The organism is Neopararhizobium haloflavum (assembly GCF_002750855.1).
Classification (GTDB): domain Bacteria; phylum Pseudomonadota; class Alphaproteobacteria; order Rhizobiales; family Rhizobiaceae; genus Georhizobium; species Georhizobium haloflavum.
This window is the reverse complement of the sequence record NZ_NWUC01000001.1, coordinates 124,689-147,166: the sequence shown is the minus strand read 5'-3', so window position 1 is coordinate 147,166 and position 22,478 is coordinate 124,689. Positions and strand designations below refer to the sequence as shown.

The window sequence follows — 22,478 nt, the reverse complement described above, 5'->3', positions numbered from 1 at the left end:
GGACGCGATATGGTCTACGGCACCCAACAGACAACCAGCGGTTCGACCTTTCTCAACGACTACACCTTCACCATCGCCGACCTGCCAGCCGATCTCGCCGATCTTGCCGGTGTGATCGAATCCAACGCCGTCGCCGCGATCTCATACATCGCCGACCATGTTCAATGGAACGGCGTGCTCGACTTCGTGGTCCAGTTCGGCGATCCCTTCCAGTTCGGGCATGACGGGTCGGGACAGCTGCCCTCCTATGGCGGCATCGCCGCCTCGGGAAATACCCATGCCGCCGAGGAGGCCTTGAGCGGGATCGATGCCAACGGCGCCGATTTCGACGCTGGAGCCTACATCCTGCCCAACACCAACGGCACACTGACCAATTACGGCGTGCCACTCTTTCTCGATCCCGAACCCGATCCGCTGGACGATGGCGCCGTGCCTGCGGGAACGCATGATTTCTTTTCGATCTTCCTGCACGAGACGATGCATTCTTTGGGCTTCTGGTCGCTCGCGCAACATGGCGCCGGCTTCGGCGAAAGCGCCTTCGACCGCCTCACCGAAGAGCGCGGCGGACAGCATGTCTTCGTCGGCGAGAACACGATCGCCCTTCTCGGCGAGGCATTGCCGCTGGCCACCACCGGCTCGCGCGACCATTACGAGACCGGCGCGCTGAGTCCGATCGAACGCGGCATGATGTCCGAGTTCGGCAATTACGAACAGAACCGCTGGCAGATCGGCGAGGTGGATCTCGCCATCCTTCAGGACCTCGGCTACACCGTCGCCCGCGGCGGCCTTCCGCTCGCTGACCCGGCCGAAAGCCGTCCAGAGACGGGTGGCGGCGTCGAGCACATCACGGGCGGACCTAACGACGATATGTTCGCCGGCGAGGCGGGTGATCATCGATACGACGGCGCGGCCGGCAGCGACGGGATCGACTACGCCGGCGTGCGCGCCGATTTTGCGCATGTCCTCAACGACGACGGCTCCGTGACCATCGCCAAACCGGACGGCTCTTCCGATCTGCTTTTATCCATCGAGCGTGTCGGCTTCCTTGACGGCGACCTTCTGTTCGATATCGACAGCGCCAACGCTCCTGCCGCCTACCGCCTCTATGGCGGCGCCTTCAACCGCACGCCAGAGGAGGCGGGACTGCGATACTGGACGGATGATTGGCTCGATCAGGGCCGGTCGCTCCACGATGCAGCCGTCGGCTTCATCGGCAGCGCCGAATTCACCAACGCTTACGGCAGTGATCTGGACGACCGGGCCTTTGTCAGCCAACTTTACCGAAACGTCCTCGACCGCGACGGCGAGACGGCCGGCATCGAATACTGGACCGGTTTCCTGACGGACGGTCAGGGGGACAGGGCGGACGTGCTCGTGCAGTTCACCCAACTGCCCGAATATGTCGGCATCAGCGCCGCGGACGTCGAGAACGGCTTCTGGGTCGGCTGAATCCGGCGCGATCAAGGCCCCACTCTCATCGGCTCTCCAAGAACACTGCCTGATGTGCTAGATTACGGCTGCACTGAAGGAGAGACCGATGACCTACGTGAAAGACGTGGTCGGTTTGGTGGCTTTCATTGTGGCGATATCAGCCGCAGCCTATTTCTTCTCGGCCAAGCAAACCGACAATCAGATTGCCGACAACGCGCCCGTCGTCAGCGACCAGCAGGCCGCGGACAGCAACGGCGGATAGGCGTTCTGGCCAGCGGCGTGATTGCGCAGGAGCGATCGCGCCCGGTGCCGTTTGGATTTGGAACGCTGATCGAGATCAAGGCGGGTCTCGTTAAGCAGGCGCAGACTGCTGTCTTCACCGATGGAGTTTGCCATGCAACCGCTCTACCGCGCGGTCAGGATCGCGTCGATCGGCCTCTCAACCATCCTGCTCGTCGAATACGGGCTGCTTTTGACCGTTGCATGGTTCTCCTGACGAGGCCGACCTGAAAAGCTGGAGATCGTGTCATGGACAGGATGCAGGATCACGCAATGCGCAATTGGCTGATCGCCCTCCTGGCGGCAGCCGTCCTCTTCGCACTAGCCTGGTATTTCTTCGGAGGCGATCTTTTGAACGCCCCGGCCACGAGCGTCATCGACCAGGGTTGAGTGCAATGCAGCACCCCGCTGGTCGGCCCTCGCCCTGGATCGCGATCATCATCCTCATGATGGTGGCGCTGATGCTCGCGGCGATCATCTTCGGCTATGCGCTGCGTTAGAGACGTTTAGAGCGACGATCCGCCCCCGGCTCAGTCTTTCCGCGGCACGAGGGCCTCCACCGGCGCGGAAAGCGTCCATGTCAAGCTGTCCGAGCCTCGCTCGATGCGCGTTTCCCCGCTCAACGCCTGCGGTGTGATTCGCAGCAGAACGATGGACCCCAGCCCGCCGGAAGGATTGCTCGCGGCCTCGTCGATGCGCAGATCCTCGATCGGCGTACTCGTCTCGAACCAGGAGAGCGTCAGGCGGGGCGCCTCCGGCGCAGAGGCGTCGATCGACCAGGCGACATCGACGGTCCCGCCATGGGCAAAGGCGCCATATTTTGCTGCATTCGTGCCGAGCTCATGCAGCGCCATGCCGAGATACTGGACCGCATTGGACGAGAGAACGAGATCGGGACCGCGAATGTCAGCCACGTCGCCGGAGCCGAACGGTTTGAGATGCGCCCGGATGAGGTCCGTCAATCTGGTTCCGGCCCAGTTCGCTTCGACGAGCAGATCGTGCGAGCGCGCCAGCGCCATGATGCGTTCGCGCACGCCACGCTCGAACTGCGCTGAATCCGCCGTATGGCGCGCCGTCGCCTGGATCATCGACAAGATCACGGCAAACTGATTCTTGACCCGGTGGTTGACCTCCCGCATGAGTTCGCGGATACGCCGTTCGCTTTCCTTTGTCGCGCTGATGTCGCGGGCGATCTTCGACGCTCCCACGATCTCGCCGCGCGCGTTCTTGATCGGCGAGATCGTGAGCGAAACGAAAATCGGTGTTCCGTCCTTGCGAACGCGCACGGTCTCGAAACTCTCGATCCGCTCGCCTCTGCGAATGCGCGCGATGATCTCGTCTTCCTCGGTATGCTGATCGACCGGGATCAGGATCGTGATCGACCGTCCCACCATCTCCTCGGCCGAATAGCCGAAAATCCGCTCAGCGCCGGCGTTCCAGCTGGTGACGACGCTGTTGAGATCCTTGCTGACGATCGCATCGAAGGACGATTCGACGATCGCAGCCAGCATGCTGTCGCTCGCGAATGAATTCGTCGTCAGTCTGGAAGAGCTCGACATAGCCGTCTCGTACCAAGCCACCCTGGCTCACGCCATTGCGTTGTGCCGTTGTTCACAGTTGCAACGACACCAACGCCGGCAGGCTTTCTGCGTTCCAAAATACGGACAGCCGACAAGACCTTGGAGAAAAGACGGTTTCGAAAGATCTGGGAGAAATGGATGGTACGGTTGGGTGGGCTCGAACCACCGACCTCCGGATCCACAATCCGGCGCTCTAACCAACTGAGCTACAACCGCACGGGCGATGCCTGCATCGCGCTTGTTCCGGGCGTCCAGATACTTGGATAACGGCGCATTTGCAAGGGCGCGGCAAGCCCCTGCGATCAAAAAACGGGACCGGCCGCATCCGGGGACATCACAATGCTCAGCCGGGATAGCTGACGAAAGAAAGGCCGGGCAAACGCCCGGCCTTTCTCAATGGTTCGTGCGTGGCGTCAGCGCCTTAGGCGACTTTGACGTCCTTCATGGTCTTCTCGACGGCGCTCTTGCCGGGCTTCGTGACATCCTCGGAAACCTTGCGGACCGATTCCTGCCAGGACTTGGCCTGATCGACGCCCGTCTCGACCTGCTTGCGCAGGAACGACGACTGCAGTTCGATCATTTCAGCAACCGACTTGACGCCGAGCAGCGCTTCCATGTGCGAGAAGGTGCTTTCCGTGTTGACGCGCATCTGGTCGATGGCCTTGAGGCCGAGTTCGACAGTGCCGGCCTGCGCCGTTTCCATGGTGGTTTCCATGGTCTTCGTCGCATCTTCGGCGGCGGTCTTCATCTTCGCGTAGGCTTCCTTCGACTGGGCGACGCCCTTCTCGGCGAATTCGCGATAGGTGTCGGTGACCTTGGCCGGATCGAAAGCCGGGAAGGAAAAGATTTCTGCATCGGTGGTCTTCTTGGTGGTAGCCATTTCATGCGCTCCTTTGTTACGGGCCCTCTTCGAGGCACCCCGATAATGCGATGCGCCCTATATAACAAACCGATTTGTGCATTGCAACATTTTTTTGCGACGCAGCATCGACGTTAACCCTTTGCCGCGAAACACCAGGGGGCAAACGCAGCGGCAGTGGACCCGGCAAGCCGCGTTTATTAAAAAAGCCTTAATGGATGCTATCATTAACAAATTGACAACGCTCCGCGGATTGCCCGATGCCGGCTCGTGATTATCCGTTCATCGAGATCGCCGTCCACCCGGCCGTTCGCCAGCGCTACGCCGAGGGCGCCGGCCTTGCCGTCCTTTCGCGCGATATCGACTATGTCCATTGGGCCAACGGCGAAGCGGCGCGGCGCTTCGGCTACAGTTCGATCTACGGCTTTCTGGAAGACGAGACCTTCGGCGACACGGTGATTGCCCGGCAGATCGCCGCTGCAGCTCCGCGTATCGGCGATGGCAGCCCGCACAAGCTGGTGCTGCGCATCGGTTCCGGCTTCCGTCGCATGGCGACAACCTGCACACTGGAGCGTATTCGCCTGCCCGACGGCGAGGACGCACTGCTGCTCGCCCTGCCGCCCGACGATCGTTTGAAGGACAGCCTTCACCGCGCTGAGGCGATGATCGGCGGTTTTGATGATACCGACACGCACGTCGCCATTCTCGATCGCGATGCCAACACGATCGCCGCATCGCCAACGTTTTCGACCCTTGCCATTGAGCCGATCGCGCTCGAAGCGATGATCGAGGCGATCGAGCGCGAGCCCTCGCGCCTCGTCAAGCGGCAACTGGGCACGCGCCTCGGCACTCTGCCTGCGGCAACGGCGCATATCGGCGATGATCCATCGCTCTATCTGGTCTTTGCGGTCGAACCCGAACCGCAGGTGTTTGCTGCGACGCCTGGCGATGCACCGGAAGAACCCGCGAGCCTCTCGCCCTCATCCCCCTCGCATGCGGACACGGTCGGCTCTGCGCCGCCGCCAGTCGGTGTTCCGGCACCTGCCGGCACCGAACCCCGCAGCGCGCCCTTTGCCTTCGATCCGGGCGGCCGGCCCGTTCGCTTCGTCTGGAAGATCGATCAGCAAGGCCGCTTCAGCGAGATATCGCCGGAATTCGCCGCGGCCGTAGGTCCTAATGCTGCCGACGTGATCGGCCGGACATTCGATGAATTGGCGCGTGTCTTCAATCTCGATCCGGATGGTGTCATCGGCGAGCTTCTGCGCCGGCGCGACACCTGGTCCGGCAAGACGGTGAACTGGCCGGTCCAGGGAACGCCGCTATGCGTGCCGGTGGATCTTGCCGCCCTGCCGACCTACTCGCGCGAGCGCGTGTTCGACGGCTTTCGCGGGTTCGGGATCATCCGCATTGCCGATGCCGCCGATGATCCGGAACGGCTCGGGCTTGCATTGCGGCCGTCTTCAGCGACGTTTCCCGATGATCGCGCACCAAGGTCGCAACCGATCCTCGGCTTGGGCGTCCCGACGCCGTCGAACGACGACCATGCCCCGCCCCATGTCGCGCACGAGCCGCCCGCACCATTCACAGAGCCGAACGCGCCGACCGAGCCTTCTGAGCCTGCCGCGCCACTTGACCATCACGATGACGATCCGTTTCTCGGCGAGGTTCCGGCCCTGCGTGTGGTCGAAACACCGGCACGCCGTACGTCCGACAAGGTCATCGACCTGGAGCGGCATCGCAGCCGCGGCCGCGAGGGTCTGTCGCGCATGGACCAGGCGATCTTCAACCAGATCGGCGAGGAACTCGGCCGGCGCCTGGCGACACGTGCCGAGCGGATCGGCATCGACGCTCCTGAGAATGAGGCGCCTTCGGCAACACGGGCAATACCTGCGCCCGAACCCGTCAAGGCTGTCGGACTGCCGCGGCCTCCCGCGCCCGCGGAGCATATCGCGGCCGTGCACCTGCCCGTCGTCGAAGTCGGCGTTTCGATCGAGGTGGAACAATCGGCTGACACGGCAGCGGCCGAGCACGAAGTGGCTATCAACCCGGCGCGTGCGGTGATGACCCGCGCACTCGTTGACAGCCTGCCGCTCGCGCTTCTCGTCCATCGCGGCGACGAGCTGCTTCACGCCAACGACGAATGGCGCGAGTTGACCGGTTATGACGTGCCGGCGCTTGCGCGCGCCGGCGGCATCGGGGCCCTTTTTGCCGAGACCGAACGCGCACCGCAAAGGGACGAGGACGCTTCCGGACGGGGGGCACCCTTGGTCATGCGTGCCGCCCATGGCGCCGAGCTGCCCGTCAAGGCACGCCTCCAATCCATCGGCTGGCACGGGTCTCACGCCTTGCTGCTCGCGCTTTCGCCACTGCCCGCCGAGCCGGCGCACGCCGCGCCTTCGGTTCACCCGTCCCGCGCCGCGGAGATCGAGGCAAGCGAACTGCGCTCAATCCTGGAAACAGCCACGGACGGTGTCATCATTCTCGATGAAGACGGCTCCATCCGCTCCATGAACCGCTCCGCCAGCGCGCTGTTCGACTATGACGACGACGAGACGGCCGGCCAGCCCTTTGCCATGCTGTTTGCCCATGAAAGCCAGCGCGCCGTCCTCGATTATGTGGCGGGTCTTTCCGACAATGGCGTAGCCAGTGTGCTGAACGACGGCCGTGAGGTGATAGGACGCGAAGCCTCCGGTGGTTTCATCCCGATCTTCATGACGATCGGCCGGCTCAAAGGCTCGAACGGCTATTGCGCCGTGATCCGCGATATCACGCAGTGGAAGCGCACTGAGGAAGACCTGCGCGCCGCCCGGCGGGCAGCCGAGACGGCCAACGCGCACAAGAGCGAGTTCCTCGCCCGCGTCAGCCATGAGATTCGCACGCCGCTCAACGCCATCATCGGGTTCTCGGAAATGATGGCGACAGAGCGCTTCGGTCCGATCGGCTCGCCACGCTATCTGGAATATGCCCACGACATCGGCCGATCCGGGCGTCACGTCCTCGACATCGTCAACGATCTGCTGGACATCTCGAAGATCGAGGCTGGTGAGCAGCAGATGGATTTCACCGCCGTCTCGCTCAATGACACGCTGGCGGAAACCGTGTCGCTGCTCCAGCCGCAGGCGAACGCGCAGCGGGTCATCATCCGCACCAGCCTGTCGACGGCTTTGCCGGACGTCGTTGCCGATCAGCGTTCGATCAAGCAGATCGCGATCAATCTCCTGTCCAACGCCGTGCGTTTCACGCCGGCCGGCGGACAGATCGTCGTTTCGACGGCCTATGATGCGGCCGGACGCGTGGTGATGCGGGTGCGCGATACGGGGATAGGCATGTCGCGCATCGAACTCGACCAGGCCATGAAGCCCTTCCGACAGGGCAGCACCAGCCCTTCGTGGCCGCGTGGCGATGGAACGGGGCTCGGGCTTCCGCTGACGAAAGCCATGGTGGAGGCGAACAGGGCTCAGTTCACGATCGAATCGACGCCCGGCGAGGGCACGCTGGCGCAGATCGCCTTCCCCTCGCAGCGGGTACTGGCGGACTGACGCGCATCGGCTGGCGCAAAAAAAGAAGGAGGCCGAAGGGCCCCCTTTCAAAAGCAAATGCTGTTTTCCGAACTTGAGCAAGGACGATCGCCGCTGGCGGCAATGGCTTTGGGCAAAGGCAAGCGACGTTCTCAAGTTGCCCACACCATGTCGCCCCGTTCGTTACCGAAACCTTAAGACCATCCGCCAGATTTAACGTTCGGGAAAGAAGACGCGGGCCGTGGTTAACGCGCGCGTCGACACATTGCTAACCATCCTTCACTCACGCAGTGCCGGGATATCCTCGTAGAGCTTCAGCGCATCCGGATTGGCCAGCGCTTCCTGGTTCTTGACCGGCCGCCCATGCACCACATCGCGCACGGCAAGCTCGGTTATCTTGCCGGATTTGGTCCTTGGAATATCGCTCACCGCGACGATCCGGGCCGGCACGTGGCGCGGCGAAGCACCAGACCGGATATTGGTCCGGATCGCCTTTTCCAGCGTCTCGTCGAGGTCGACGCCCTCGGCGAGGCGCACGAACAGCACGACCCGCACATCGCCATCATGCTCCTGCCCGATGCAGATTGCTTCGTTCACCTCATCCATCTGCTCGACGACGTTGTAGATCTCGGCAGTCCCGATCCGAACGCCGCCGGGATTGAGCGTGGCGTCCGATCGGCCGTGGATGATGAAGCCGCCATGCGCCGTCCGTTCAGCGAAATCACCGTGGCACCACACGTTGGGGAAGCGGTCGAAATAGGCCGCATGATATTTCTCGCCGGCCGGATCGTTCCAGAACTTGATCGGCATGGACGGAAAGGCGCGATCGCAGACCAGTTCGCCCTTCTCACCGACGACGGGCTGGCCGTCGTCGTTCCACACATCGCTGGCCATGCCGAGCGCCGGTCCCTGGATTTCCCCGCGCCAGACCGGCTTTGTCGGCACACCGATGACGAAGCAGGCGCATACATCCGTGCCGCCCGAAATAGAGGCGAGGTGCACGTCGGGCTTGATGCCGTCGTAGACGAAGGCAAAGCCCTCCGGCGATAGCGGAGACCCCGTCGAGGTCAAAAGACGAAGCGACGACAGGTCATGGGTCGCGATCGGCGCCAACTCGGCCTTGCGCACCGCGTCGATGAACTTGGCCGAAGTCCCGAAGACGGCGAATTTCTCCGCCTGGGCGTAGTCGAAAAGGACGTTGCCGTCCGGATAGAAGGGCGATCCGTCATAGAGGCAGAGCGTGGCGCCGACGGCGATGCCCGAGGCAAGCCAGTTCCACATCATCCATCCACATGTCGTGAAATAGAAGAGCCGCTCGCCAGCCCGCAAGCCGCAATGCAGTCCATGCTCCTTCAGATGCTGGAGCAGGATGCCGCCAGCGCAATGGACAATGCATTTGGGAATGCCGGTCGTGCCCGAGGAGAAAAGGATGTAGAGCGGATGATCGAAGGGCAGACGCTCGAACGTGACCTCCTGCGCGGTGTGGGGCGCCATGAAATCGGCCAGTGTCACAGCGTTCTTCAGCCCGCTGGCAACCGCATCCGCCTTGCCGAGATAAGGAATGATCACCGTCTTCGCCGGCTGCAGCGCATCTTCGATGGGGCCGAGCTTTGCCGCCACCTCCTGCGACTTGCCATTGTACCAATAGCCGTCGCAGGCAATGAACAGCTTCGGCTCGATCTGGCCGAACCGGTCGGTCACCCCGCGCTCACCGAAATCGGGCGAGCAGGACGACCAGATCGCGCCGATCGAGGCGGCGGCAAGCATGAGCGCGATCGTTTCCGGCATGTTCGGCATCATCGCGGCGATCCGGTCGCCCGGGCCGACCCCCTCGGCACGCATCGCCTGCTGAAGCCGGGAGACCAGCGCATGCAGCTCGTCCCAGCTCATCTCGTAGGCGACCTTGTCTTCACCGCGAAAGATCAGGGCCGGCGCATCGCCCGTTCGCGACAGGAGGTTCTCGGCAAAATTCAGCCGCGCCTCGGGAAAGAAACGCGCACCGGGCATCTTCTCCAGATCGTCGACGATCCGCGAACCCTTGTCGCCCTTGACCTCGAAATAGTCCCAGAGGGTCGACCAGAAGCCCGCGATGTCGTCGATGGACCAGGTGTGCAACTGATCGTAGTCATCGATCGGGCGTCCCGCGCGCGGCCGCGCGAACGCCATGAAATCGGCCATGCGACTATCCGCGATCTGCGTCTCGGTCGGGCTCCAGAGCGGGGTTTGATCGCTGGTCGTCATGCGTGTTGCCTCCTCACGAACTGTCGCATCGCAGCACCGCTTACCACCCCAGCCGGCGCCAATGGAAGGGCGTATCGCGCTCGGCGATCCCGGCCAAGCAAGATTGCATTCGCACGGACAAGCCTTTAACCACTGTCAGCTGTTAGGTACAGAATTGGTGGACCCGGTTGGCCGCAGCTGAAAGCAAGAGGGATGACGGCGCGCCGTCGCGCTGGTTGCTGTCCGCCATCGCGCTGGTCGTCCTTCTATCCGTCGTCATCGTCGTCGCCGTGCCGCTCCTCATCTCCAAGGATGCGTTGCGCGAAAGGCTCGAGCAGGACGTCGGTGCGGTGACCGGGCATCGCGTCACGATCGGCGAGGCGGTCGAGATCGCTTTCCTGCCGATACCCACTGTCATCGCGCGTGATCTTGAGGTGCGCTCGTCGACGGCCAGCGCCGACGAGACCCTTCTGGCTGCTGGCGAGGTCCGCGCCGATTTCGCCATCATGTCCGCCCTGACCGGCCGGCCGCAATTCTCCAACGTCGCGCTCATCGCGCCCGAACTGGCGATCACCATCCGTGCCGATGGGACGAACAACTGGCGCCCATCCGACCGCCAGACGCCGACGGAAAACCCCGCCACGCAGAACGTAGCTCCGATGCAGACAGGTCCGATGGCGCCGCTCGGCATCGTGCGCATCGAGAACGGGGTCGTGCGGATACGCGACGAGCGACGCGGCCGTGAGGAGACGTTGACCTCTGTCAACGGAACCCTGTCCTGGCCCCGCGTCGGCCTCGGCGCGCGTGTCGAACTGGCCGCTGTCCTTCGTGACGAGCCCGTTCGGCTGGTTGCCAGCGCCGAACGACCGGCCGATCTTCTTGCCGGCGACGTTGCCCCTTTGCGCCTGACATTCACGTCCGATCTCTTGAATTTGAGCTACAACGGCACGGCCAGTTTGCGCGCGGTCCCCGTACTGGATGGTGAGATCACACTCGCCAGCCCCTCGGTGCGAAGAGCGCTGCGCTGGTCGGGCACCGAGATCAAGCCCGGCGAGGCGATCGGTGCGCTCGAGCTGGAGGCGGAAGTTCAGACCGCCCTGCCGCAGGTTCGCCTGGAAGACCTCATCATCGACATAGACGACAACCGCGGCATCGGTGCTCTGGACATCAGTTGGCAGGACGCGGAGCGACCGACCGTGGCCGGCACGCTCGCCTACGATACGCTTGATGTCGGCGCGTTCCTGCGCGCTTTCACGCCGCTGCCGAGTGATGGCGATGCGATCGCCAGCACCATCGATACCGGGTTCTTGCGCCAGCTTGGCATGGATTTGCGCCTGTCCGCGCAGACGGCACGGGTAGGAACCCTGACGCTCGGCAACCTGGCCGCCGCTGCCCGGATCGAGGAAGGGCGCGCGCTTTTCGACATCGGCGACGCAACGGCCTATGGCGGCAACGTATTGGGGCGGATCGCGATCTCGGAAGATGGATTCGACGGCGGCGGCGAGCTGCAATTCTCCGCGCAAGGCGTCGATTTCGGCGCGGTCTACGACGCGATCGGCATTCGCGGACCGTTGCCGCGCGGTGTCGGAATGATGAACATGTCGATCGTCTCGCCAAATCCCATATGGGCAACCGCCCTGCAGGATTTGCGCGGCAGCATCGAGATGACGATGCAGAATGGTGCCGTGCCGATGCTCAATCTGGCACGCTTTCGCGAATTGAGCAGCAATCAGCGCTTTTTCGAGATCGATCAGGCCGCGGAGGGCCAACTCGGCTTTACCTCGGCCAGTTTCGTCGCCGACTTCGCCAACGGCACCGCCGAGATCAAGACCGGAGAGATAACCACCGGGAATGCAAGGATCGTTCTTTCAGGGCTCATCCCCTATGATCGCGGCAGTCTTGCCATGTCGGGGGCGATCCTCGCACCGTCCGCCCCGCTTGCACCGGGTCAGGATGCCAACAGCGTACTGCAGGGCGAAGGCCAGCCGCCGGCCTCGCCGTCGAGCACCCCGCCCCTTCGGTTCTTCATCGGCGGTTCCTGGCCGAACCCGGTGATCTCGCCGATCTTTCAGAACTGACGAAAAGTCCGGCAAGCGCCCGACCCTACCGCTCGTCGAAGGCCATCCGTTCGGCGCGCTCACGCCGCACCATGCTGCGCTTGTTGAGGATGGACGCGGCAACGACACCTGTCGTCACGAGCGCGATCAACACGGTGCACACCGCGTTGATCTCGGGCGTTACGCCAAGACGCACCTGACTGTAGATGCGCATCGGCAGCGTCGTAGCCCCAGACCCGGATGTGAAGCTGGCGATGACGAGGTCGTCGAGCGACAGCGTGAAGGCGAGCATCCATCCCGCGATCACCGCCGGCGCGATGACCGGCAGCGTGACGGTGAGAAATGCCTTTAAGGGCGGGCAGCCGAGGTCCTGCGCTGCTTCCTCCAGCGATCGATCGAAGGTCACCAGACGCGACTGGACGACGACCGCAACGAAGCACATGGAAAAGGTCGTATGCGCCAGCATCACCGTCACGATCGTCCGGTCGAGGTCGATGGCGATGAAAAGCAGCAGCAGTGACAGGCCGGTGATCACCTCTGGCATGACGAGCGGCGCGAAGACCATGCCCGAAAAGAGCAACCGTCCGCGAAAACGCATGAACCGTGTCAGGGCGACGGCGGCAAGCGTGCCCAGCACCGTCGCGGCCGTCGCCGATACGAGCGCCACGCGGAAGGTCACGGATGCAGCGGCGAGCAACGCCTCGTTGCGCAGCATCTCGCCATACCATTGCGTCGAGAAGCCACCCCAGACCGTCACGAGGCGCGAAGCGTTGAAGGAATAGATCACCAGGAGCACGATCGGCAGATAAAGAAACGTGAAGCCGACGACGACCGAGACGATATTGAACCCCGACCAGCGCCCGTTCATCGTCCGTCCTCGCTCTGCCGGCTTTGCTGATGCTGGAACAGAACGATCGGCACGACCAGGATCAGAAGCAGGATGGAGGCGACCGCGGAGGCGACGGGCCAGTCGCGGTTGGAGAAGAATTCCACCCAGAGCGTCTTGCCGATCATCAGGGTTTCCGAGCCGCCGAGAAGGTCAGGGATGACGAACTCTCCGACGGCCGGGATGAAGACCAGCATCGAGCCGGCTACGACGCCCGGCAGCGACAGCGGGAACGTGATTTTCCAGAAGGCCTGCAGCCTGGTGCAGCCAAGGTCCTGTGCCGCCTCGATCAGGCTTTCGTCCATCCGCTCCAGCGCGGCGTAGAGCGGTAGAACCATGAACGGCAGATAGGAATAGACGATCCCGATATAGACCGCTGTGTTGGTGTTGATGATGGTCAGCGGCGCGTCGATCACCCCGAGCCATGTCAGCAACTGGTTCAGCAGGCCCTCGCGCCTCAAGATGCCGATCCAGGCATAGACACGGATCAGGAAGCTCGTCCAGAACGGCAGGATCACCAGCATGACCAGCAGCGGGCGAAGCGACCGCGACGCGCGCGCCATGCCGTAGGCCAGAGGATATCCGATCAGAAGCGTCAGAAGCGTCGAGACGAACGCGATCCAGACGCTCGAAAGATATGAGCGCAGATAAAGCGGGTCCTGGGTCAGCCAAAGGTAGTTGTCGAGCGTCAGTTGCCTGGCCTTGTCGACCAGCCCGGCGACCCCCTCGGTGAACTCGAAAACCGGCGTGTAGGGTGGGATCGACAGCGCCGTCGTCGAGAACGATATCTTGAATACGATGAAGAACGGCACCAGGAAGAAGACCAGGAGCCAGAGATACGGCACGGCGATGACGAGCCATTTGCGCGCCGCGCCCATCCTCAACGCTCCAGCACGACGCCGGCATCCGGCGAAAAGGAGAGCCATACCCTGTCGTGGTAGGTGAAGACCTCGCGCGACGATCGCGCCGCGTTGACCATGCTGGCCTTGATGACGGTGCCGCTGGCAAGCTTGACGTGGAAGATCGTCATGTCGCCGAGATAGGCAAGGTCCCACACCTCGCCGGCGATGCCGTTGGTGCCTTCCGCCGGCGGCTCGTGCGAGACGGCGATCTTCTCCGGCCGAACGGCAAAGCAGAGGCTGGTGCCCGGGCTGCGCTCGATCGGGTCCTCCGCCACGACGGATCCGTCGGGGCCGGCGATGACCGTGCGGTTTGCCTGCGACGACGCCACCTCGCCGTCGAAGAGGTTGATGCTGCCGATGAAGTCCGCCACGAATTTGGAGTTGGGCGCTTCATAGACCTCCGCGGGCGTTGCGACCTGGCAGATCCGCCCGGCATCCATCACCGCGATCCGGTCGGCCATGGTCATCGCCTCCTCCTGGTCGTGCGTGACGACGACGAAGGTCAGGCCGAGGTCGTATTGCAGGTCGGTCAGTTCGAACTGCGTTTCCTCCCTCAGTTTCTTGTCGAGCGCGCCGAGCGGCTCGTCGAGCAGCAGCACTTTCGGCTGCTTGGCCAGCGCGCGGGCAAGCGCGACACGCTGGCGCTGGCCGCCCGACAGCTGATGCGGCTTGCGCCCGGCGAAGCGATCCAGCTTCACCAGTTTCAGCATCTGGCCGACGCGCTCGGCGATCGCGCCCTTGGCCATCTTTTCCTGTTTCAAGCCGAACGCGACGTTGTCGGCCACCGACATGTGCGGGAAGAGCGCGTAGGATTGGAACATCATGTTGAGTGGCCGCCGATGTGGCGGGATGCCGGCCAGATCGACCCCGTCGAGCACGATCGTGCCGGAATTCGGCGCCTCGAAGCCCGCAAGCATGCGCAGCAAGGTGGATTTGCCGCAGCCCGATGCCCCGAGAAGCGCGAAGAACTCGCGCGCATGAATATCGACGCTGAGATCGTCGACGGCGGTGAACTCGCCGAACCGCTTGGTGACGTTGCGGATCGCGATCATTGGCCGTGCATCGGGATCCGACCATGGCGAGAAACTTCGCCGGATATTGCCCAGGGACTTCATGGCCGGTGCGCCTTCATTCCACTGGCCGCCGCCGGGGGCACGTCCCGGAGACGGCGGATTGGTCGATGGCTACTGTCCGGTCTTCACCCGTGTCCAGGCCCGCGTGACGAGGCGGTTGGTCCGCGCGTCATAGGGTGTCTTGGTGAACATCGTCTCCTGTGCCTCGGCCGGCGGATAGATCGCCGGATCGCTGATCACATCCTCCACGAGGAACTCCTGAGAGGCCTCGTTGCCGTTGGCATAGTAAACGTAGTTCGAGGCCTTCGCGATGACTTCGGGCTGCATCAGATAGTTGATGAATTCGTGCGCTTCATCGACATTTGGCGCGTCGGCCGGAATGACCAGCTGGTCGAACCACATCTCGGTGCCTTCCTTCGGGATGGCATAGCCGACCTCGACGCCAGCATCAGCCTCCGCCGCCCGGTCGCGGGCCTGGAAGACGTCTCCCGAATAGCCGATCGCCAGACAGATATCGCCGTTGGCAAGAGCGTTGATATACTCGGAAGAGTGGAATTTCTGCACGTAGGGCCGAATTTCCATCAGCGCCTCTTCCGCCTGCGCGATGTCCTCGGGGTCCGAAGACGTCGGATCGAGACCGAGATAGGCAAGCATCGCCGGAAAGATTTCGGCGGGGGAATCGAGGAAATGGATGCCGCAATCGGCGAGCTTTTCCGCGTTCTCAGGGTCGAACACCACCGACCAGCTGTCGACCGTTTCGAGGCCGAGCCGCTCCTTGACCATGTCGACATTGTAGCCGATGCCGTTGGTGCCCCACATGTAATTGACCGAATAGGCGTTCTCGGGATCGAACACGGCGACGCGCTCGGTGATCAGATCCCACATGTTCTCCAGATTGGGCAGCTTGGACTTGTCCAACTTCTGGTAGACGCCCGCCTCGATCTGCCGGGCCATGAACGAGGTCGTCGGCACGACGACATCGTAGCCCGAGCCACCGGCGAGAAGTCGCGTTTCCAGCATCTCGTTGGAATCGTAGACGTCGTAGACGACTTCGATGCCTGTCTCCTCGGTGAAATCGGCGAGAATCTCGTCGTCGATATAATCCGACCAGTTGTAGACGTTGACCACGCGATCCTGTGCCAGCGCCCCGGTTGTGCCTGCCGCCATGATGGCTGCTGCGGCGAAGACCCGTGTCATGCCCATGTGCTGATAATCCTTCTGAAGTCGCCCTGTTGCCGCCGGCCTCGCGCGGACCGGCGCCGTTTCTTGATTGAGTTCGAAATTAGGCGGCTTTTCGGAGGCGAACAAGCATAAATGCAACGCAATTTGCCTACCGTTCCGGCACGTTTGACCGTGCGGACCTCAAACACCCGGCGGCGAGCGCAGCCTCACGCCTGTATGACGTTGACCTTCGCGCCGACGGGTACGCGCTCATAGAGATCGATGACATCGTGATTGAGCATGCGCACGCAACCGCTCGACATGGCGTGGCCGATGGAACTCGGCTGGTTCGTGCCGTGGATGCGAAACATGGTGTCCCGCCCGCCCCTGTAGAGATAGAGCGCCCGCGCGCCGAGCGGATTGTTGGGGCCGCCCGGAACGCCGCTGGCAAACTGCCTGTTGCGCGGATCACGGCGGATCATGTTGCCGGTCGGCGTCCAGCTCGGCCATTGCGCCTTGCGGCCGACCCTTGCATCGCCGCGCAGCGCAAGACCTTCGCGTCCCACACCGATTCCGTAGCGCATCGCCCGTCCGTCACCCATGACGTAGTAGAGCCGGCGCGCCGGCGTGTCGACAACGACAGTGCCGGCCGGCTCGTTCCCGTCATAGGCGACTTCCTGCCGGCGCAATTCGGGATCGATCTCGGCCAGCGGCACGGAAGCGAGAGGAAACCGCTCGTCGGGCAGCGCTGCGTAATTAAGGCGGGCCGTTTGATACTCGGCGTTGGTGCAACCGGCGACGAATACCGCCGCGCCAGCAAGAAATCCCCGTCGTGAAAGTGACATCGTGTCCCCGAACAATAATGTGGCCCCTGTACTGGGCAGCTACGGCACTTATGGTTAAGGCTGCGTTTACGCCAGAAACTTCAGGTTGACGGAGTGTGACTTTTCCCCCTGGCATTGCCAAGCGGCCACACCTTTGAACGGCTGGCGTCGACACTGGGGCCGGATTGCCGTTCGAACCTCACTGAAAGTCGAAAGCACTCAGCCCGGTCACCATTTCGTCCAGCCCCAGCGGCCGGGTTACGGGCGGCTCCGCCCGCGCCAGGCAGCCCTGTCGCTCGCACAGACGGCAGGCTGTGCCGACCTTGGTTGTGTCGCGATCGCGGGTGCTGCCGGTGATGCTCCCCACGGCGCGGCCATAAACGATCTCGTCGCGAAAACCGACGTCGCAGCCGACCAGAAGCGCGGTGCGACGAACCCGCTCGTTGAACGCCGCCTGCGGACCCTCGAGCGTGCGCGAGACCACGAGGAACTCCGCGCCGTCGGTCAGTTCGACCGCGTCGACCAGGATCTGCCCGGGCTGGGAAAATGCGGCATGGATGTTGAGCTTCGGACAATCGCCGCCAAATCGGGCCTGCGGATAGCCGCGCGCCCCTGCCCTTCGGAACTTGTGCCCGGCATTGTCGATCTCCAGAAGGAAAAAGGGCACGCCTTCTGCTCCCTTGCGCTGCAAGGTCGTCAGCCGGTTGGCGACCTGTTCGTACGAGACGTTGAAGCGTGAGCGCAGAACGTCGATGTCGTATCGCGCTCGTTGCGCGGCAGCGAGAAACGCCGCGTATGGCATCATCAGCGCGTGGGCGGCGTAGCGGGCCAGTTCGAAACGACCGATACGGCGTGCCTCATTGCTGGACAGGCTCATGCCGTCGAGCGTGCGAACGATCTCCTCGCGCAGCGCGAGTTGGCACGCCTCCAACGCGACCTCGCGCATCTGATCGAACGGAGACAGCCGTTCGGACAGGAACAGCCGCATGGAGTGGCGATCGTAGCGACGGCGCAGGTTCGGCATGGCGTGAACCGGCAGAGCGCGCACCACGATGCCGTGCTCGCGCTTCAGCCACACCTTGATTGCGCCGGACAGATCGTCGCCCGCGTTCAATGTCTCATGAAACGCTTCCGCCGCCCGGTCGATCGCATCGAAATGGTTCGCCTGCCGCTCGAACGTTTCACGCACCTCGTCGATCGGCATCTTGGCTCCTGACGCGACGGTCTCGTGGCCCTCGCGCGCCAGAAGTTCGGACAGGTCGGAAAGGCGCTCTGCCTGCTCGCGAAACGCGCGGTAGAGCTTCACAATGCCCGCCGCCGCGTTGGGCGCGGCATCGGCGATCTCGATCAGCTCCTGATCCCCCGGCAGTTCACCGGCCAGAAGCGGATCTGAAAAAACCTCCTTCAAGGCCCCGGCCGTCGCCGTTGCTTCCCCCTGCAGTTCGTCGAGGTCGATCTTGAAGACCGAAGACAGCTTGAGCAGCAGTTGAACGGTCAATGGCCGCTGATTGCGCTCGATGAGGTTGAGATACGATGGCGAAATGCCCAGCGCCTCGGCCATGGCGGTCTGGGTGAGGTCGAGCCCATTGCGCAAGCGGCGCACGCGCGGCCCCGCGAAAATCTTCTGTTCGGCCATTTCTGTGAAAACCTTTACAGCCCGCATGCAGATCTGGGATTTTACATTTTTTACAATTTTACATCCCGATCTTGTCAAACACAAGACAGCGTGACCCGAATTTAGCGCTGATATTGCGGCATTATGTGGCGTTCTGCGGCAGCGCAATGTAAATCATGTCACACGACGTTCGCGAGATCATCGGCTTCCAGGATCGATCGCGATCCATCGGACCAAAGACTGGAGAGACATTATGACAGATTTTTACAACCTGATCCCATCTGCGCCTGAGGGACGCTTCGACGGCATCGACCGCCCGTACGGACCCGAAGAGGTCAAGCGGCTTCGTGGCTCGATCCAGATCAAGTATACGCTGGCCGAAAACGGCGCCAACCGTTTGTGGGATTTGATCCGCTCGGATGATTTCGTCAACGCGCTTGGAGCCCTTTCAGGCAATCAGGCCATGCAGATGGTCCGCGCCGGCCTCAAGGCCATCTATCTTTCGGGCTGGCAGGTCGCGGCGGACGCCAACACCGCCTCTGCAATGTATCCCGACCAGTCGCTCTACCCGGCCAATGCGGCGCCGGAGCTCGCAAAGCGCATCAACAAGACGCTGCAGCGCGCCGACCAGATCGAGCAGGCCGAAGGCAACGGTCTTTCCGTCGAAACGTGGTTCGCTCCCATCGTTGCCGATGCCGAGGCTGGTTTCGGCGGCCCGCTCAACGCCTTCGAGATCATGAAGGCCTTCATCGAGGCCGGCGCCGCCGGCGTCCATTATGAGGATCAGCTCGCTTCGGAGAAGAAGTGCGGCCATCTCGGCGGCAAGGTCCTCATCCCGACCGCGGCCCATATCCGCAACCTGACCGCCGCGCGCCTCGCAGCCGACGTCATGGGAACGCCGACCCTCGTCATTGCCCGAACAGACGCGGAAGCCGCCAAACTCCTGACATCGGACATCGACGAGCGCGACCAGCCCTTCGTCGACTACGACGCCGGACGCACGGCGGAAGGCTTCTACCGCGTAAAGAACGGTCTCGAACCCTGCATCGCCCGCGCCGTCGCCTACGCACGCCATGCCGATCTCATCTGGTGCGAAACCTCCAAGCCGGATCTGGAGCAGGCGCGCAAGTTCGCCGAGGGTGTTCACAAGGTCCATCCCGGCAAGATGCTCGCCTATAACTGCTCGCCGTCCTTCAACTGGAAGAAGAACCTCGACGACGCGACGATCGCGAAGTTCCAGCGCGAGCTGGGCGCGATGGGCTACAAATTCCAGTTCATCACGCTGGCCGGCTTCCACCAGTTGAACCACGGCATGTTCGAACTCGCCCGCGGTTACAAGGATCGCCAGATGGCGGCCTATTCGCAGTTGCAGGAAGCCGAATTCGCGTCGGAAGCGAACGGCTACACCGCGACCAAGCATCAGCGCGAAGTCGGCACCGGCTATTTCGATGCCGTATCGATGGCGATCACAGGCGGCCAGTCCTCGACGACCGCAATGGGTGAATCGACCGAGAGCGCCCAGTTCAGACCGGAGCAGGAATTCAAACCCGCCGCGGAATGATCCCTATAGCGCGGCGCTCGAAAAGGCCCCTTGGCGAGCGCCGCGTTCCCGGACCGAAAGGTCCAGACCACGAGCCAGAAACAGGAGATTTCAAGATGGCATCGATTTCACGCGTCAAGGAACGGGCCGAGGAACAGGCATCGGCGATGACGGACGGGCAGCAGGCTGCGATCCGCATGGTGGCAAACGACCTGCACCGCCTGAACCAGTCCGTGATGAAGGCGGTGGATGCCGGGGTCTCCGTCGAACTCGTCCGCTCTGCCCGCCATCATTCGGAAGGCAATTGGGGCGACCTCTTGATCCCCGTTATCGTGACCCAGGGCCGCTAAGCCCCGCAGAAGAAGGTCCGCCGTTTTCCCTGCCGGCGGACCTTCGCCATTCCAGATATCCCTGTTGGTTCAGGGTTCCACGGTCGCCATCACATGTGCGTCCGGCTCTCCCTTTCTTCCTCCTCCAGAAGATGCTCCTTCAGCAGGCGAACGTTGCGCGTATTGGCCTTGTAGGCGACGTCGACGATGGTGCCGACGAGAGGGATTGCGCCAAAAATATAGTCGAAGGCGATATTGCCGGCCATTTTGGCCTTGAGCGGGGTTGGTACACCGAGCTTCTGCGCCTTCCAGAAGATCCAGCCGGCAACGCCTGCCGCCACCGTATCGCCGGCGACCGGGACCAGACCAAGGATCGCATCCCAGCCGAAGCGGATCCCGAACAGCTTGAAATTTCGGTCGAACAGTTTTTCCACCTGCTCGAGCCGACGCAAAAGCGCCCGCCTTTCGCGTCCCCTTGGCGTGTCGTCGAAGAGCTCGGCGATCGCCGGGCCATTGGTGCGGTCGAAATCGTCGTTCTGTTCAGCCAACTGCATTGGCGTCCTCGACATTGATGCGTCGCCAGATCGCCTCAAGAAAAGAGTAGGCGGCGAAGCAGACCAGACCGACGCCCATTAGAGAAAGCAGCAGCCATCCGGCAGGCAGATCCTGAATGAAGGAGAGCGCATCCTCGATCCCCGGCGTCGAGCCTCCGTCTTCCGCGGCGTTCAGGCCACGATAGAAAAACAGAAACGCCACCACCAGAAATGCCAGCCCCCGCGCTGTGAGCCCGGCGCGCGCGACGGGGTGGATGATCTTCATGGCCCCTGACGGCGCGGCGAAATGGCGCTCATAGCCCTTGCGGACCGCCTTGACGATATGAGCGATGCCGACACCGATGAAGACGATCGTGAGTGTCATTGACACGACCTGGCTGCCGACGAAGCCGGCTATGGCCGTGGGGATGTCGGCACCGCCTTGCGATCCTCCACCAGAGCCACCACCCGAACCGTTCCAGAGCCCGAACGTATAGACGGCAAGAATACCGTAGGTGATGCCGGAGGCGATCAGCCCACCTCGAATGGCAAGTCCCTTTGCGCCTCGTCCGTGGCGGTCGGTATCGGCGAGCGCCTGGATGAACCGCCAGATGAGATAGGACACCATGCCGGCCATCAGCACGATGGCCAGCACGTCGCCGAACGCAGAACTCAGCATCGTCTGCAGCGCGTCGCGCGATCCCATTTCCTGGCCCGCGCCGATTGCGGCAAGCGCGGCGAACAGGCCGATGACCAGATAGACGAGCCCGCGCGCTGCATAGCCGATGCGGGCGAACGGCTTGAACCAGGTCTTGTCGGCGCGCGCGACCATCGCTGCGGTGTTCATGGCTCGACCTTCCCGCGTCCTATCAGATAACCCGATGCGCGCGACCCGATGGCCGATATCTGCGCGCGATATTCGATAACGGCGACGACGCACCAGACGAACGCCGCCCACGACAGACCCATGGCCCATCCGGCGACGACGTCGCTCGGCCAGTGCACGCCGAGATAAACGCGCGTCAGCCCCACCAGCACCGTGATGACGCCTGCGGTGAACACCACATAGATCATCTCGGCCCGCGTCTTGGCATAGCGCACCAGAAGCGCGCCGAGCGTCAGATAGGTCACCGTCCCCACCATGGCGTGTCCACTGGGAAAGCTGGCCGTGTGAATGACGTCGAGCTGTTCGACGATATCGGGACGCGGCCGCTCGAAAAAGCGTTTGAGCAGCGCCGAAAGCGCACTGCCCCCCGCCACCGATGCCAGGACGTAGAGCGCCGCACCGCGCCAGGCCGCGACGCCGAGATAGCCTGCCACGGCAAGCGTCAGCACCACAATGACCGGATAGCCGCCGAGCGCCGTCAGTTCGAGCGCGGTCTCCTCCAGCCAGGGCGGTCCGAGCGGGTCGCCGAGATCGGCCGGGTTGCGAAAGGCAAGCAGCAGCGCCTCGTCGAAATCGAGCGCTTCGCCTTCCATGATCTCTTCGGCAAGTTCGATGAAGACGAACAGTCCAGCCGCCAGAAACGACATGACCGCCGCCGGCCAGACAGCCTTGCGGGACAGGACGATCTTCAGGTCAGCAAATTGCATCGGCACCCCTCTCCGCCCAACAACGGCAACGGCCTGCTTCGGTTCCGCAGCCCCGCCAATAGAAAATGGGCTCCCGCG

Annotated in this window: 18 protein-coding genes, 1 tRNA gene and 1 pseudogene; 7 read left to right on the top strand and 13 right to left on the bottom strand. The window is 62.9% G+C overall.

Annotated elements, in window-relative coordinates; genetic code table 11:
• Positions 1-9: 9 nt before the first annotated feature.
• The 3 genes from CN673_RS00890 to CN673_RS20770 all read left to right on the top strand — a co-directional run bounded on the left by CN673_RS00890 (position 10) and on the right by CN673_RS20770 (position 2,100).
• Positions 10-1,449 carry a DUF4214 domain-containing protein gene (locus CN673_RS00890; protein ID WP_099864084.1) on the top strand — a complete coding sequence of 480 codons (1,440 nt, stop codon included), beginning with the start codon at positions 10-12 and terminating at the stop codon, positions 1,447-1,449.
• Positions 1,450-1,537: 88 nt separating this feature from the next.
• Positions 1,538-1,693, top strand: a complete 156-nt coding sequence (locus tag CN673_RS20775; RefSeq protein WP_157928748.1) for a hypothetical protein — start codon at positions 1,538-1,540, stop codon at positions 1,691-1,693.
• A gap of 266 nt (positions 1,694-1,959) precedes the next feature.
• On the top strand, positions 1,960-2,100 hold the full coding sequence (locus CN673_RS20770) for a hypothetical protein (protein WP_157928747.1): 141 nt from the start codon (positions 1,960-1,962) through the stop codon (positions 2,098-2,100).
• A gap of 140 nt (positions 2,101-2,240) precedes the next feature.
• Here the strand turns inward: CN673_RS20770 and CN673_RS00885 are convergent, their stop codons facing one another.
• The 3 genes from CN673_RS00885 to CN673_RS00875 all read right to left on the bottom strand — a co-directional run bounded on the left by CN673_RS00885 (position 2,241) and on the right by CN673_RS00875 (position 4,170).
• Positions 2,241-3,221, bottom strand: coding sequence for a PAS domain S-box protein (locus CN673_RS00885; protein WP_245409722.1), 981 nt, complete (start codon positions 3,219-3,221; stop codon positions 2,241-2,243).
• Positions 3,222-3,429: 208 nt separating this feature from the next.
• A tRNA-His gene (locus CN673_RS00880) sits at positions 3,430-3,506 on the bottom strand.
• 205 nt (positions 3,507-3,711) lie between these two features.
• The gene (locus CN673_RS00875; protein ID WP_099864079.1) at positions 3,712-4,170 is read right to left on the bottom strand and encodes a phasin; all 459 of its coding nucleotides are present in this window, start codon (positions 4,168-4,170) and stop codon (positions 3,712-3,714) included.
• A 1,130-nt stretch (positions 4,171-5,300) separates the two neighbouring features.
• Here CN673_RS00875 and CN673_RS00870 point away from each other — a divergent pair.
• Positions 5,301-7,688, top strand: a pseudogene (locus tag CN673_RS00870) (ATP-binding protein); the annotation flags it as partial.
• Positions 7,689-7,946: 258 nt separating this feature from the next.
• Here the strand turns inward: CN673_RS00870 and CN673_RS00865 are convergent.
• Positions 7,947-9,908, bottom strand: coding sequence for an acetoacetate--CoA ligase (locus CN673_RS00865; protein WP_099864073.1), 1,962 nt, complete (start codon positions 9,906-9,908; stop codon positions 7,947-7,949).
• Between the two features lie 167 nt (positions 9,909-10,075).
• Between CN673_RS00865 and CN673_RS00860 the strand changes: the two genes are divergently transcribed.
• On the top strand, positions 10,076-11,965 hold the full coding sequence (locus tag CN673_RS00860; RefSeq protein WP_099864070.1) for an AsmA family protein: 1,890 nt from the start codon (positions 10,076-10,078) through the stop codon (positions 11,963-11,965).
• A 25-nt stretch (positions 11,966-11,990) separates the two neighbouring features.
• On the opposite strand, the gene CN673_RS00855 is transcribed toward CN673_RS00860, so the two are convergent.
• The 6 genes from CN673_RS00855 to CN673_RS00830 all read right to left on the bottom strand — a co-directional run bounded on the left by CN673_RS00855 (position 11,991) and on the right by CN673_RS00830 (position 18,426).
• Positions 11,991-12,812 carry an ABC transporter permease gene (locus tag CN673_RS00855; protein WP_099864067.1) on the bottom strand — a complete coding sequence of 274 codons (822 nt, stop codon included), beginning with the start codon at positions 12,810-12,812 and terminating at the stop codon, positions 11,991-11,993.
• The gene (locus tag CN673_RS00850) at positions 12,809-13,708 is read right to left on the bottom strand and encodes an ABC transporter permease subunit (RefSeq protein WP_099864064.1); all 900 of its coding nucleotides are present in this window, start codon (positions 13,706-13,708) and stop codon (positions 12,809-12,811) included. Before CN673_RS00850 ends, CN673_RS00855 begins: the two co-directional genes overlap by 4 nt.
• A gap of 2 nt (positions 13,709-13,710) precedes the next feature.
• The gene (locus tag CN673_RS00845; protein ID WP_099864061.1) at positions 13,711-14,847 is read right to left on the bottom strand and encodes an ABC transporter ATP-binding protein; all 1,137 of its coding nucleotides are present in this window, start codon (positions 14,845-14,847) and stop codon (positions 13,711-13,713) included.
• A gap of 69 nt (positions 14,848-14,916) precedes the next feature.
• Positions 14,917-16,002, bottom strand: a complete 1,086-nt coding sequence (locus CN673_RS00840; RefSeq protein WP_099864962.1) for a polyamine ABC transporter substrate-binding protein — start codon at positions 16,000-16,002, stop codon at positions 14,917-14,919.
• 191 nt (positions 16,003-16,193) lie between these two features.
• Positions 16,194-16,811 carry a L,D-transpeptidase gene (locus CN673_RS00835; RefSeq protein WP_099864057.1) on the bottom strand — a complete coding sequence of 206 codons (618 nt, stop codon included), beginning with the start codon at positions 16,809-16,811 and terminating at the stop codon, positions 16,194-16,196.
• A 178-nt stretch (positions 16,812-16,989) separates the two neighbouring features.
• Positions 16,990-18,426 (bottom strand): helix-turn-helix domain-containing protein, encoded by a 1,437-nt coding sequence (locus CN673_RS00830; protein WP_099864055.1) that lies wholly within the window; start codon positions 18,424-18,426, stop codon positions 16,990-16,992.
• A 232-nt stretch (positions 18,427-18,658) separates the two neighbouring features.
• Between CN673_RS00830 and aceA the strand changes: the two genes are divergently transcribed.
• On the top strand, positions 18,659-19,966 hold the full coding sequence (gene aceA, locus CN673_RS00825; RefSeq protein WP_099864053.1) for an isocitrate lyase: 1,308 nt from the start codon (positions 18,659-18,661) through the stop codon (positions 19,964-19,966).
• Positions 19,967-20,061: 95 nt separating this feature from the next.
• Positions 20,062-20,295 carry an SMc00767 family acetate metabolism repressor gene (locus CN673_RS00820; RefSeq protein WP_099864051.1) on the top strand — a complete coding sequence of 78 codons (234 nt, stop codon included), beginning with the start codon at positions 20,062-20,064 and terminating at the stop codon, positions 20,293-20,295.
• 89 nt (positions 20,296-20,384) lie between these two features.
• Here the strand turns inward: CN673_RS00820 and CN673_RS00815 are convergent, their stop codons facing one another.
• From CN673_RS00815 to CN673_RS00805, 3 genes are read right to left on the bottom strand one after another with little or no spacing between them, the layout of a single operon-like run.
• Positions 20,385-20,822 carry a DUF4112 domain-containing protein gene (locus tag CN673_RS00815; protein WP_198585850.1) on the bottom strand — a complete coding sequence of 146 codons (438 nt, stop codon included), beginning with the start codon at positions 20,820-20,822 and terminating at the stop codon, positions 20,385-20,387.
• Positions 20,815-21,654, bottom strand: coding sequence for a DUF1206 domain-containing protein (locus CN673_RS00810; protein ID WP_198585849.1), 840 nt, complete (start codon positions 21,652-21,654; stop codon positions 20,815-20,817). The genes CN673_RS00815 and CN673_RS00810 overlap by 8 nt, the downstream gene beginning before the upstream one ends.
• Positions 21,651-22,400 carry a phosphatase PAP2 family protein gene (locus CN673_RS00805; protein WP_099864045.1) on the bottom strand — a complete coding sequence of 250 codons (750 nt, stop codon included), beginning with the start codon at positions 22,398-22,400 and terminating at the stop codon, positions 21,651-21,653. The genes CN673_RS00810 and CN673_RS00805 overlap by 4 nt, the downstream gene beginning before the upstream one ends.
• Positions 22,401-22,478: the final 78 nt, after the last annotated feature.

Coding starts and splice junctions, on each gene's coding strand:
- CN673_RS00890 (WP_099864084.1), top strand. CDS start 10: ATGGTCTACGGCACCCAACAGACAACCAGCGGTTCGACCTTTCTCAAC.
- CN673_RS20775 (WP_157928748.1), top strand. CDS start 1,538: ATGACCTACGTGAAAGACGTGGTCGGTTTGGTGGCTTTCATTGTGGCG.
- CN673_RS20770 (WP_157928747.1), top strand. CDS start 1,960: ATGGACAGGATGCAGGATCACGCAATGCGCAATTGGCTGATCGCCCTC.
- CN673_RS00885 (WP_245409722.1), bottom strand. CDS start 3,221: ATGCTGGCTGCGATCGTCGAATCGTCCTTCGATGCGATCGTCAGCAAG.
- CN673_RS00875 (WP_099864079.1), bottom strand. CDS start 4,170: ATGGCTACCACCAAGAAGACCACCGATGCAGAAATCTTTTCCTTCCCG.
- CN673_RS00865 (WP_099864073.1), bottom strand. CDS start 9,908: ATGACGACCAGCGATCAAACCCCGCTCTGGAGCCCGACCGAGACGCAG.
- CN673_RS00855 (WP_099864067.1), bottom strand. CDS start 12,812: ATGAACGGGCGCTGGTCGGGGTTCAATATCGTCTCGGTCGTCGTCGGC.
- CN673_RS00850 (WP_099864064.1), bottom strand. CDS start 13,708: ATGGGCGCGGCGCGCAAATGGCTCGTCATCGCCGTGCCGTATCTCTGG.
- CN673_RS00845 (WP_099864061.1), bottom strand. CDS start 14,847: ATGAAGTCCCTGGGCAATATCCGGCGAAGTTTCTCGCCATGGTCGGAT.
- CN673_RS00840 (WP_099864962.1), bottom strand. CDS start 16,002: ATGACACGGGTCTTCGCCGCAGCAGCCATCATGGCGGCAGGCACAACC.
- CN673_RS00835 (WP_099864057.1), bottom strand. CDS start 16,811: ATGTCACTTTCACGACGGGGATTTCTTGCTGGCGCGGCGGTATTCGTC.
- CN673_RS00830 (WP_099864055.1), bottom strand. CDS start 18,426: ATGGCCGAACAGAAGATTTTCGCGGGGCCGCGCGTGCGCCGCTTGCGC.
- aceA (WP_099864053.1), top strand. CDS start 18,659: ATGACAGATTTTTACAACCTGATCCCATCTGCGCCTGAGGGACGCTTC.
- CN673_RS00820 (WP_099864051.1), top strand. CDS start 20,062: ATGGCATCGATTTCACGCGTCAAGGAACGGGCCGAGGAACAGGCATCG.
- CN673_RS00810 (WP_198585849.1), bottom strand. CDS start 21,654: ATGAACACCGCAGCGATGGTCGCGCGCGCCGACAAGACCTGGTTCAAG.
- CN673_RS00805 (WP_099864045.1), bottom strand. CDS start 22,400: ATGCAATTTGCTGACCTGAAGATCGTCCTGTCCCGCAAGGCTGTCTGG.